We start from the raw sequence: 12,117 nt of genomic DNA on the forward strand, positions 1-12,117 counted from the left end.
CTCTGTTATAATCTAGCCAGATCAACTAGCCAGCTCAAGAGGTCGATATGCAAACCAAGCAATGGTCATTACAAGACGCTAAAAATAAATTCAGTGCCGTCGTCGATGCTGCACAGCAAGGCAAAGCTCAGGTAATCACACGCCGTGGCGTGCCGTCGGCTGTCGTGCTGTCCATTGAAGAGTTTGAAAAATTCCAACGCTTTGAAGCCGCGCAATCGCCTTCCTTTATCGACCATCTGCTCAGTATGCCCGCCGATGATGGCGAATTTGAACGACTGGATGTACAGCTCAGGGATTTTGAATAATGCCCTATCTATTGGACACCGATATTCTGTCAGCCATTCGCAGCAAACAACGCGATCAGAATCTGGAAAAATGGTTGCATAGCATCAACTCGTTAGACGTTTATCTGAGCGTCGTTACCATAGGTGAAGTTGAACGCGGCATTATCCAGCAACGGCGCAATAATCCGGAATTCGCTGAGGATTTGCAACGCTGGTTGGACACCATTTTGCAGCGATACGAACAGCGCATATTGCCGTTATCCGTCAGTATTGCCCGCCGCTGGGGACAGTTAAGCGGAGAACTGGGGCATAACAGCGCCGATTTAATGATTGCCGCGACCGCGCTGGAACATAACCTGACCGTCGCCACCCGCAATACCCGCCATTTTGAGCCGACCCAAGTCAGCCTAATCAACCCCTATCTTTAGCTATAACGGATTATGACCAACAACGACATTGTTCAAAAACTCTGGAACCTTTGCGACGTACTGCGCGACGACGGCATTAACTACAGCGATTACGTCACCGAACTGGTGTTGCTGCTGTTCATCAAAATGGAATATGAAAATACCGAAGCCGGATTGCTGGACCAACACAAACTGCCCGAAGGCTGCCGCTGGCCTGATTTGAACAACAAAAGCGGCTTAAACCTGTTGAACGAATACAAGCGCATTCTGTTCATCCTCTCAACGGGTAAAGAGATTGTTAAAGACCCTAACGACGAAACCAAAACCATCGAAAATACCGTCATTACCGATCCGCTGATTTTGGCGATTTATGCCGATGCCCAAACCCGCTTAAGGGAACCTCGCCATTTGGAACAACTGATTAAAAGCCTGGACACTATCGACTGGTTTAGCGCACAACGCGACGGCCTCGGTGACTTATATGAAGGCTTGCTGGAAAAAAACGCCAGCGAAACCAAATCCGGTGCCGGACAATATTTTACCCCGCGCCCGTTGATCGACAGCATCATCCGTTGCGCCAAGCCGCAAGCCGGGGAAGTGATTCAAGACCCCGCCGCCGGTACCGCGGGTTTTTTAATCGCTGCCGATGCTTTTATCAAAAGCAATACCGACGATTACTACAGCCTGCCCGAAAGAGAGCGAACTTTTCAGCGCAACAAAGCCTTTGTCGGCATGGAACTGGTGCCGGGGACGCGCCGCTTGGCGTTGATGAACTGCTTGTTGCACGGCATGGAAGGCGACGACGAAGGCGTGGTGCATTTGGGCAATACGCTCGGTCTGCCCGGCACCCAATTGCCCAAAGCCGATGTGATACTGACCAATCCGCCGTTCGGCACCGCCAAAGGCGGCGGCGGCCCGACTCGTGACGATTTCACTTACAAAACCGGTAACAAGCAACTGGCGTTTTTGCAACACATTTACCGCAGCCTGAAACCCGGCGGCCGCGCCGCCGTAGTGCTGCCCGATAACGTATTGTTCGAGGCCGGAGTCGGCACCGACATCCGCCGCGATTTAATGCACAAATGCAACCTGCATACGATACTTAGGCTGCCAACAGGGATTTTCTACGCCCAGGGCGTTAAAACCAATGTGCTGTTTTTCAGCAAAGGCACGGCGGAAAAACCGGAACAGGACGAAAACTGCACGCAAAACGTCTGGGTCTACGATCTGCGCACCAACATGCCCAGCTTCGGCAAGCGCACACCGTTTAGCGACCAGCATCTGCAACCGTTTGAAGATTGCTTTCATGCCAGCGAACGCGCTGAAGCGGATGGCAACATCACCAATTTCCTGGAAACTGGTGAAACAGAATCCCGCTGGCACTGTTTTTCCCGAGACTGGATCAAAACCCAAAAAAGCGATTCGCTAGATATTGCTTGGCTGAAAGACCAGGACAGTATTGATGCTGCCAGCTTGCCGGAGCCGGATATTTTAGCTGCCGAAGCGATGAGCGAACTCACCGAAGCCTTGCGCGAACTCAACGGCTTGATGCTGGCTTTGGGTGCAGGTGATCAGGCGCAAGCGCAAAATGATTTATTGGCGGAGGTATTGGGATTGGGTGAGCGTGTATGAGCCCGGCCGATGTTGATCTGCCGAAGGGATGGGTAGTGGCACGGATTGGCGATATTGCTGCAAAGGGGGAACAGAGAATGCCCGTCGACGATGAGGAGTTTATCTATGTTGACATTGGAAGTATTGATCGTAGTTTAAAGAGGATTTCAGAGCCACAAAAGCTCCTCGGAAAGGATGCTCCAAGTCGTGCGCGAAAAGTAATAAATACTGGCGATGTTTTAGTGTCACTGACGAGGCCAAACTTAAACGCGGTTGCACTTGTCGGACAGGAGCTTGACTACCAGATAGCTTCAACTGGTTTTGAGGTAATTAAACCCATCACAGTTGATAGTCGATACATTTTTGCTCTTGTACGTTCAAAACCATTCATCGATTCAATATCAGGGAAAGTTCAAGGAGCTTTATATCCAGCAGCAAAATCTGATGATGTGCGCGGACATGAGTTTTTTCTTCCCCCACTCGCCGAACAACACCATATTTCCGCCAAATTGGACGAATTGCTGGCACAGGTGGACATCCTTAAATCTCGCCTCGACACCATCCCCAAAATCCTTAAACGCTTCCGCCAATCCGTTCTCGCCGCTGCGGTGAGTGGGAGGTTGACGGAGGATTGGAGAAGTGATGATTACATCAGTGTTAATTTAAATCTCAGTAAACATAATTTTGAATTGCTGATTCCAAAGTGCTGGAGAATTGCTGCCCTTGAAAAAAGTTGCAAGATATTGTCTGGCAATGCTTTTAAAAGCGATAAATTTATAGGTTCGGGCATTCCAGTAATAAAAATTTCTAATATTCAATATGGTGAATTTGAAATTAAAAATCAGCAATTCTTGCCTGCAAGTTTTTTGGAAATTCATTCAAAATTTAAAGTTGAACCATCTGATTTATTGATGGCTCTTACTAGGCCTATCACTAACAATACCCTCAAGATTTGTAGATACCCAGATTATGCAGAAATTGGCCTGTTGAATCAACGTGTATGCAAATTTACGTTTAAGAATGAGTCGGAGAAGAAGTATTTTGAAATACTGTTTCAATCTGATTATTTCAAATCTCAAGTTGAAGACAATCTTTCAGAGACTCTTCAACCAAATTTATCACCAGCAGACTTAAAAAAGTTTGTTGTTGCAATCCCTGATGGTGAAGAACAAACCGAAATCGTTAAACGGGTCGAACAACTCCTCACCTACGCCGACCAAATCGAGCAACGCGTCAAAGATGCTCAAGTCCGTGTCAATCACCTGACCCATTCCATTCTCGCCAAAGCCTTTCGCGGCGAACTCACCGCCGACTGGCGCGAGCAAAATCCCGATCTTATCAGTGGCGAAAATAGCGCCGAAGCCTTGCTGGCACGGATTAAAGAAGAGCGTTACAGACTGGAACACAACAAAGTAACGAATCGGCGCATCCTAAAAAAATCAGGTGAGAACATGAAACCCAAAGGCATATTACCCATCATTGAAGCACTAAAAACAGCAGGCCAGCCTTTATCATCACAGGATTTGCTGGTTCAATCCGGTTATCCCGGCGATGCCGGCACCGAACAACTGGAAGCCTTTTTCTTGGATATTCGAACGCAGCTCAATGCAAAAGCCATTACGCGCAATCGACAAGGTGATCAAGAATTCTTCTCGATAGCGGAGTAATGCAGTCATGAAAATAGATTACCTGGAAGTCCGCTCCCGTTTTAAGAATCTCGAAAATGTGCGTGTCGATTTTGATGACGACAGTCTGATGACCGTTATTGTCGGTCGTAATGGCTCAGGTAAATCGAATGTCGTGGAAGCATTGGTAGCCATTTTTCGCAACCTTGATTTGGGTGAAGCACCGCCGTTTGCTTATGAAATCCGCTACAAATTGGGCATGAATGATAAAGCGCGTTGGATTACTGTTGATGCCGATCCAAGCCGTGGCACTTTATCCAAGCAATATGATGTCAAGGTGTCCAAGTCAGCTTCTAATAATGATCTTGAATTAGCGCAACCAGTATCAATAACTAAAGTCGAACGCGATAAAAAAGGTGTGGCAGAGTATTTGCCAAAATACTTGTTTGCCTATTATTCCGGCCCCAGTGATCGCCTGGAAAATTATTTTCGTAAACACCGCACCGATTTTTACCGTAAGTTACTAAAAAGCGAGGTTGATCTAAAGGGCGATATTCGTCCGTTGTTTTATGCCAAGCCTTTTCATAGCCAATTTGTATTATTGGCGTTTTTTTTGAGTAGCCAAGACGATAAAGAAAAAATCTTTTTGCGCGAACAGCTTGGCATTGAAGGCTTGGATTCTGTCCATTTTGTTATGCGAAAAACTAGCTGGGTAACGCAACCTGAAGAATTGTTTTGGGGAGCTAAAGGTGTAGTACGTGAATTTCTCGACAAGCTGTTTCCTTATGCTTTGGCTCCAGTCAAGGTGACCCGCCCAGAGAATACTTCACTTACAGGTAAGGGGAGGAAAAATGAATTCTTTCATCTCTTTCTGCCCGATGTCGAAAGCTTGCGCGAATTCGCGCAAGGGCTGAGTCCCGATGTCTTCTTCAAAATGCTGGAAAGCACGTTATTATCGGAAATTATTTCTGAAGTCAGTGTGCGCGTAAAAGTCACTTCCAGTGACGAGCCATTAACTTTTCGGGAACTGAGTGAAGGTGAGCAACAGCTTTTGACGGTGCTGGGCTTGCTGAAATTCACGGGAGGTCGTGATTCATTATTTTTACTGGACGAACCCGATACTCATCTAAACCCAGCTTGGGCGGTAAAGTATTTAACGTATTTGCGTGAATTTGTTGAGCCCAATGATGAAACCAGTCATCTGTTGATGGTGACTCATCATCCACTGGCTATTGCTGAATTGGATAAAAAGCAAATACAGGTCATGTGGCAGGACGAAAGCAATCAGGTACACGCTCAAGCACCTGCCGAAAGCCCACGCGGCATGGGTTATGGCGGCATTCTTACCAGCGATATGTTTGGCTTGCGCAGTACGTTGGATAATCCGACTGAAGATTTGCTGCGCGAGCGGCGTTCTTTAGTCGAGTTAGATCAGTTGACTGCCGAACAGCGGCAAGAACTCAAATCATTGGACGCAAAGATTGAATCGTTAGGCTTTACTACCGCCCATTGGGATAAGGATTACCAAGAATATCTGCAAATTCGTAAAAAAATGGATACTGAATTATTTGCAGAGGAAGAGCCGTCGCCAGATGTGAGTGCTAAACGAAAAGCAAAAGCGCAGGAAATTTTACAACGAATATTGGAAAAAGAACGGCTCGGAACTGAATAATGAGGCATATTGATTATAATCCGAGTTCATTAACGTTACCCGATGGCTGGACAGATACAGTCAAAAACCTGGAAGCGCAGCTACTCGCTGAGATAGACGCAAAAAAACGGGCTGAATTGATCGATAAAAATGATGATGTTTGGAAAGCCATTAAGCAAGAACTGGCCAAGCTGTTTAATTTTAAATGTTGGTATACAGAATCTCCCCAACAAGGTACCGATGTCGACGTTGATCACTACCGACCCAAAAAACGTGTGGCGGAAGTCAATGATAAAGATAACCCTCATCCTGGTTACTGGTGGCTGTCATTTAAATTAGAAAACTACCGTTACAGTTGTATTGTTGCCAACCGTCGCCGCCGTGACGTTGAAACCGATAAAACTGGCGGTAAAGCAGATCATTTCCCTATTTGGAATGAACAAAATCGTGCGTGGACACCGACATGCGACTGTGATGAAGAACAACCTATTTTACTTGATCCATGTAAAGCAGCTGATGTGGCTTTGATTACCTTTAAAGATGACGGTGAAGCGATGGCCCGTTATGGATGTGATGCTAAACCCAGGCTTTTTCAGCGTGCAGATATTTCTATTAAGTATTACAACCTTAATCACAGCGATTTTGTAAGAGCTCGTATCGAGTTACGTGAAAAGATGGATGGTTTAGTTCGGGATGCAGATAAATTCTATAAAAAGCTTGAAACGGGGGATGCTACCCATGACCACGCTTATGAGACAACAATCAAAACGCTAAGAAGAATGCGCGATAAATTCGCGCCATATTCCAGCTTTTGTATGGCTTACCTCGATAAATATAGGCATGAAGATTTTTTAGTTGGCGTGTTTTTGTAGCAAAAAATAAAAGCCATTTTTTAACAGATAGTTAATCTGGAAAGATATTGAAATACCTATCATTGGTAAACGAATTTAGAGAAGAACTGACTTCTTTATCACGAGAAATTGAAACCTCATCTTCGATGGGGCATTTTGATATTAATAAAGTCTGTGAAGATCTTGTTTGTGGATTGTTTCGGGAGTTAATCGGATTAGCTCAACTTCGCAATTTAAATAATGAAGAGAAACAAAATTTTCCGGGCATTGATCTGGCGGATGACTTGGCTCGCATTGCTATCCAGGTAACATCGACTACCAACCTTGGAAAAATTAAAGACTCGATTACAACGTTCTTGAAATACAAATTCAACGATAAATATGATCGACTGATCGTATTTATCCTTACAAAAAAACAACCAAGTTATTCGCAGTCAGCTATTGACCAAAGTGCTTAGGAGGCCTTTTTATTTGATGTTATTCGCTATGTGATGGACTTTTCCGATCTAGCTGCTAAGGCAGCAACTGTCAGTTCTTAGATACTTAACAAAGCAGTTAATATTTTACGTTCCTATACCAGCGGCTGTGAAGTAGGGCTCTTTGATGAAGACTTTGGTGTTTTTGAAAAAATCACTGCAAATTTGGTTGAACTATATTTTCCATCTACTTTATTTGTGGCAGATTTAATTCCAGAAGTTATTGAAACAGGTAACGGCGGGAAAGCTGGAAATCAACGCAAACAGATTCTGATACTGGCCTTTTTTGAGCCAATATTTTAATGATGGTCGGGCAATCGTTGCCGGTAGTTAAAAATGCGTGATAATTGGCAATGACTTCGAAAATGGTACCCCGAAACCGCTATTTTCTCTTGTTGCCAAATTCTTTGATTTATAACCCTTTGTTTCAATTGGTCGGGACGATAGGATTTGAACCTACGACCCCTTGTCCCCCAGACAAGTGCGCTACCAAGCTGCGCTACGCCCCGACAGTTTGAAATAAAGAATTTAAAGCTGAAAGGATTGTGAACACAATCCCTAATAATTCAATGTGGCAAATTATACTACATTTGCCGCAGCATATGAAAAAATCTACTTTAACAACTCCAGAATTTCTTCCAGTTCGCTAACCATTTGATGAATCAACTGTTTGGTGCGGGTTGAATCTTCTTTGGCATCATCACTGCTTAAATGAGCTCTGGCACCGCCAATAGTGTAGCCTTGTTCATACAGTAAGGATCTTATTTGCCGTATCATCAGCACGTCATGACGCTGATAATAACGACGATTACCGCGTCTTTTTACCGGGCTAAGTTCTGTAAACTCTTGTTCCCAGTAGCGAAGCACATGAGGTTTTACTCCGCATAATTCACTAACTTCACCTATGGTGAAATAGCGTTTTGCCGGTATGACCGGCAGTTCATTATTATTACTCGGCTCCAGCATATGCTTCCACTCTGGCTTTTAGTTTTTGACCTGATCTGAATGTTACCACGCGACGGGCTGTTATGGGGATTTCTTCGCCAGTTTTTGGATTTCTGCCGGGACGACTACTTTTGTCACGCAGTTCGAATTTTCCAAAACCGGAAATTTTTACCTGCTCGCCGTGTTCCAGGGAGCCTTTAATTTCTTCAAAAAACATTTCGACCATATCTTTTGCTTCGCGCTTGTTTAAACCAAGCTCGTCAAACAGCCTTTCGGCAAAATCGGCTTTAGTTAATGCCATCGTTAATCCCTCAGCTTTGCACTTATTTTTGTGGTCAATGTTTCTAACAGTCCGCTAAATATAGCATCTATTTCAGAATCTGTTAGCGTTTGTGAAAAATCTTGTATTATTAAACTTAAAGCAACGCTTTTACTGCCTTCTTCGACACCTTTTCCACGATAAATATCAAAAACCACTATGTCTTGTAAAGTCTGTTCTGCACAACCTTTAATGCAATTGATTATCTCGCTGACGGCGACTTCTTCCTTAACAATCAAGGCTATGTCGCGACGTACTGAAGGATATTTTGACAGCGGCTTGAATTTTGGTATTTGTTTGTTCAGCAACAGGTCCTGATCCAGTTCAAACAGGAACACTTGGGTATCAAAGCCCAACTGTTTTTCCAGTGTTGGGTGCAACATGCCCAGCCAGCCGATTTTATGTCCTTGCGGCGACAAGATTTCAGCCGTTTGTCCAGGATGCAATGTAGGATGTTTGGCCGGGACAAATTGCACATCTGCACCGGTTAACGAAAACAGGGCTTGCACATCGGCTTTAACATCGAAAAAATCAATTTTGCGGGTTGCGATACCCCATTGCTCGGAATAGGCGCTACCCAAGACGAGGCCGGACAGCATCTTTTGCTGTTGCATGTTTTGGTCTTTGTTTACAAAACGCAGGCCGGTTTCAAAAAAACGAACCCTGTTTTGTTGGCGATTGGTATTGTGCAGGGCAGCCTTCAGTAAACCGCACCAAAGGGTAGTGCGCATCACCGATAAGTCGGATGAAATCGGATTTTTTAGCCGGATAATCTCGTCGTCAGGGGCGACCGCTTGTTGTATCTCTTCATCGACAAAGCTATAGGTAATTGCTTCCTGATAGCCTCGGTCAACCAGTAAATCTTTAACGCGATCCAGATCCAGAACCGTTTCGGTAGCTTTGCCAAGTTCAGAACGCATTAACAGGCTGCTGTTCGGCAGGTTGTTGTAGCCGACAATACGCGCGATTTCCTCGATCAGATCGGCTTCGATAGCGATGTCGAAACGGCATCCCGGCGGCGTTACAGACCAGTCATCCTGCTGCGTTTGTACCAACATGCCTAAGCGTTGAAAAATATCGATAATTTGTTCATTTTCCAGAGCGATACCCAACGTTTTTTCCAGTCGCTGCTTTCTGAGCAATACGGCCGGGCGTTGCGGCAGGGTAGCTGCCGTCGTTACGTCGGTGATTGCACCGACGCTGCCGCCTGCAATGTCGATAATCAATTGCGTGGCGCGTTCTATGGCGCGTTCCTGCAAGGTTGGATCTACGCCGCGTTCAAAGCGGTGCGATGAATCAGTGTGCAGCCCGTAGTTTCTCGCTTTACCGGCAATGCTTAGCGGAGTGAAAAATGCGCATTCCAGAAACACATCCTGCGTTTCGTCGCTAACTGCGGATTCGCTGCCGCCCATTACGCCTGCCAAGGCCAACGCTTGTTTATCGTCGGCGATAACCAGAGTTTCGTTGTCCAGCTTAATGGTCTGGCCGTTTAACAGGGCAACGGTTTCATCGGTTTGAGCATAGCGCACATTAATGTTGCCGGTTAATTTGGCGGCATCGAAGGCGTGTAGCGGTTGGCCTAATTCGATCAAGACATAATTGGTAACATCGACCACAGCACTCAAGCTTCTTACGCCCGAGCGACGCAGACGTTCCTGCATCCATAACGGGGTTTCGGCTTTAGGATTTACGCCTTTAATTAGTCGGCCCAAATAGCGAGGACACGCGTCTGTAGCCGCTACGGAAACAGTCAGGGTGTCTGCATGGCTGACAGCGGCTGTTTCGACTTGAGTGGCCGACCAGTCCATTTTATTGAGTACCGCCACTTCGCGGGCAATGCCTTCAACGCTCAGGCAATCGGCTCTGTTGGGGGTCAAGTCGACTTCGATGATATTGTCGTTGAGCGACAGGTAGTCACGTATATCAATACCTACCGGGGCATCGGCAGCCAGTTCCATTAAGCCGTTGGCATCGGTAGCCAAGCCCAGCTCTTTTTCGGAACACAACATGCCAAAGGATTCTATACCACGGAGTTTGGATTTTTTGATCTTAAAATCGCCCGGCAATGCCGCACCGATCAATGCCGCAGGGATTTTTAAGCCGACACGAACGTTGCTGGCGCCGCAGACGATTTGCAAAGGTTCCGCTTCGCCTACCGCGACTTGGCAAACTCTGAGGCGGTCGGCATCGGGATGTTGCTCCATCGCGAGAACTTCGCCGACAACCACGCCGTTGAATACTGCCGCAGCAGGCGTTACCGAATCGACCTCAAGGCCTGCCATGGTCAATTGCTCGACCAGTTGTTCTGTGCTTATTGCCGGATTGACATATTCTCTTAACCAGGCTTCACTAATTTGCATAACTCAAACTTTATCTACAAGGATGGGGTGTATGCCGTAAGCCTGCCGGGAGCAGGCGCGGCACCTGTTTAATTAAATTGTTCCAAAAATTTAAGATCATTTTCAAAAAATAATCTTAAATCGTTAATGCCGTAACGCAACATCGCGAGACGCTCCACGCCCATGCCAAAGGCAAAGCCACTATAGGTCTCGCTGTCGATGTTGACTGCCTTGAACACTTCGGGATGTATCATGCCGCAGCCCATGACTTCCAGCCAGCCGGTATGACTACATACGCGACAGCCTTGGCCGCCGCACATCACGCATTCGATATCGACTTCAGCCGATGGCTCGGTAAACGGAAAATAGGACGGCCTAAAGCGCACCTGGATGTCTTTTTCAAAGAAGGCGCGCAGGAATTCGTAAACGACACCTTTTAAGTCGGCAAAACTGACGTCGGTATCGACCAGAAAACCTTCTACCTGATGGAACATCGGCGTGTGGGTAATATCTGAATCGCAACGATAGACTCGGCCCGGCGCAATCACTTTCAGCGGCGGCTTTTCCGATTCCATGACCCGGATTTGTACCGGCGAGGTATGCGTTCTTAATACGGTGTGGGCATCAAAATAAAACGTGTCATGCATCGCCCTTGCCGGGTGATGCGCTGGAATATTCAGTGCCTCAAAATTATGATAATCATCTTCGATTTCAGGTCCTTCAACGACTTGAAAGCCGACGCTGGCAAAAATCTTGGAGATTCGGCGTAATGTGGTAGTCACCGGATGCAAACCTGCAACAGCTTGACCTCTACCCGGCAGGGTAACGTCTATGCCTTCGCTGGCCAGTCTTGCTTCTAATGCGGCATTTTGCAGCAAGTCTTTTTTGGCTTCCAGTTGCTCTTGAAATTGATCTTTGGCTTGGTTGATGACTTGACCGGCAGCGCGTCTTTGCTCAGGATCGAGTGCGCCGAGTTCTTTCATCTGGAGGGTAAATAAACCCTTTTTGCCGAGATAGTGAACACGAACCAGATCGAGTTGGTTAAGGTCTTGTGCGTCGCGAAGCTGATGTAATGCCTGCGCGAGAATTTCTTCTAGGGTAGCGGACACGGTTTAGCTCGCTGTGTTTGGGTAGTGGGGAGTTTATTAAGGGGAAAGGCTTAAAGCCTTAATTCCGCCCCTCCCCGGAAAGAGGAGGGGGGAACAGTAGGATTTCAGTTAATTAAAATCCGGATCGTTCCTTAAGGTTTACTTTGATGTTCCTTTGCAATTTCCGCAATTTTCGCAAATGCGTTAATGTCGCGAACTGCAATATCAGCCAGAACCTTGCGGTCTATCTTAACATTGGCTTTAGTCAAGCCATTGATGAAGCGACTGTATGACATTCCGCTTAGACGTGCGGCTGCATTGATACGGACGATCCACAAGGCGCGGAATTGACGCTTTTTCTGTTTGCGGTCACGGTACGCATATTGACCCGCTTTGATGACCGCTTGTTTGGCAACGCGATAAACCCGGCTTCGTGCGCCATAGTAACCTTTCGCTTGCTTTAATACTTTTTTATGTCTTGCTCTGGCTGTTACGCCGCGTTTAACTCTAGGCATGATCTA

General features: G+C 46.3%; 12 protein-coding genes and 1 tRNA gene. 7 read left to right on the top strand and 6 right to left on the bottom strand.

Going from position 1 to position 12,117, the window contains the following annotated elements; all coding sequences use genetic code 11:
- Positions 1-47 precede the first annotated feature (47 nt).
- From Q8L79_RS19795 to Q8L79_RS19825, 7 genes are read left to right on the top strand one after another with little or no spacing between them, the layout of a single operon-like run.
- Positions 48-305, top strand: coding sequence for a type II toxin-antitoxin system Phd/YefM family antitoxin (locus Q8L79_RS19795; protein ID WP_305274425.1), 258 nt, complete (start codon positions 48-50; stop codon positions 303-305).
- Positions 305-712: a type II toxin-antitoxin system VapC family toxin gene (locus Q8L79_RS19800; RefSeq protein ID WP_305274426.1), complete on the top strand. Its 408-nt coding sequence runs from the start codon at positions 305-307 to the stop codon at positions 710-712. The genes Q8L79_RS19795 and Q8L79_RS19800 overlap by 1 nt, the downstream gene beginning before the upstream one ends.
- A gap of 12 nt (positions 713-724) precedes the next feature.
- Positions 725-2,323, top strand: a complete 1,599-nt coding sequence (locus Q8L79_RS19805; RefSeq protein WP_305274427.1) for an N-6 DNA methylase — start codon at positions 725-727, stop codon at positions 2,321-2,323.
- Positions 2,320-3,969: a restriction endonuclease subunit S gene (locus Q8L79_RS19810; protein WP_305274428.1), complete on the top strand. Its 1,650-nt coding sequence runs from the start codon at positions 2,320-2,322 to the stop codon at positions 3,967-3,969. Before Q8L79_RS19805 ends, Q8L79_RS19810 begins: the two co-directional genes overlap by 4 nt.
- Positions 3,970-3,976: 7 nt before the next feature.
- Positions 3,977-5,599, top strand: a complete 1,623-nt coding sequence (locus Q8L79_RS19815) for an AAA family ATPase (RefSeq protein ID WP_305274429.1) — start codon at positions 3,977-3,979, stop codon at positions 5,597-5,599.
- Positions 5,599-6,450 (top strand): hypothetical protein, encoded by an 852-nt coding sequence (locus Q8L79_RS19820; protein WP_305274430.1) that lies wholly within the window; start codon positions 5,599-5,601, stop codon positions 6,448-6,450. Before Q8L79_RS19815 ends, Q8L79_RS19820 begins: the two co-directional genes overlap by 1 nt.
- A 47-nt stretch (positions 6,451-6,497) precedes the next feature.
- Positions 6,498-6,887, top strand: coding sequence for an SMEK domain-containing protein (locus Q8L79_RS19825; RefSeq protein WP_305274431.1), 390 nt, complete (start codon positions 6,498-6,500; stop codon positions 6,885-6,887).
- A 450-nt stretch (positions 6,888-7,337) separates the two neighbouring features.
- Here the strand turns inward: Q8L79_RS19825 and Q8L79_RS19830 are convergent.
- The 6 genes from Q8L79_RS19830 to rplT all read right to left on the bottom strand — a co-directional run bounded on the left by Q8L79_RS19830 (position 7,338) and on the right by rplT (position 12,111).
- Positions 7,338-7,414 (bottom strand) — tRNA-Pro (locus Q8L79_RS19830).
- Positions 7,415-7,517: 103 nt separating this feature from the next.
- The gene (locus Q8L79_RS19835; RefSeq protein ID WP_006893012.1) at positions 7,518-7,871 is read right to left on the bottom strand and encodes a MerR family transcriptional regulator; all 354 of its coding nucleotides are present in this window, start codon (positions 7,869-7,871) and stop codon (positions 7,518-7,520) included.
- Positions 7,855-8,151, bottom strand: a complete 297-nt coding sequence (ihfA, locus tag Q8L79_RS19840) for an integration host factor subunit alpha (RefSeq protein ID WP_006893011.1) — start codon at positions 8,149-8,151, stop codon at positions 7,855-7,857. The genes Q8L79_RS19835 and ihfA overlap by 17 nt, the downstream gene beginning before the upstream one ends.
- A 2-nt stretch (positions 8,152-8,153) precedes the next feature.
- Complete coding sequence (pheT, locus tag Q8L79_RS19845; RefSeq protein WP_305274433.1) at positions 8,154-10,529, bottom strand: phenylalanine--tRNA ligase subunit beta; 2,376 nt, start codon at positions 10,527-10,529, stop codon at positions 8,154-8,156.
- A 68-nt stretch (positions 10,530-10,597) separates the two neighbouring features.
- Complete coding sequence (gene pheS, locus Q8L79_RS19850) at positions 10,598-11,617, bottom strand: phenylalanine--tRNA ligase subunit alpha (protein ID WP_370870066.1); 1,020 nt, start codon at positions 11,615-11,617, stop codon at positions 10,598-10,600.
- Between the two features lie 131 nt (positions 11,618-11,748).
- Positions 11,749-12,111 (bottom strand): 50S ribosomal protein L20, encoded by a 363-nt coding sequence (gene rplT / locus Q8L79_RS19855; protein ID WP_292433402.1) that lies wholly within the window; start codon positions 12,109-12,111, stop codon positions 11,749-11,751.
- Positions 12,112-12,117 lie beyond the last annotated feature (6 nt).

Origin of the sequence: Methylobacter sp., from assembly GCF_030680395.1 — a bacterium.
GTDB lineage: Bacteria > Pseudomonadota > Gammaproteobacteria > Methylococcales > Methylomonadaceae > Methylobacter_A.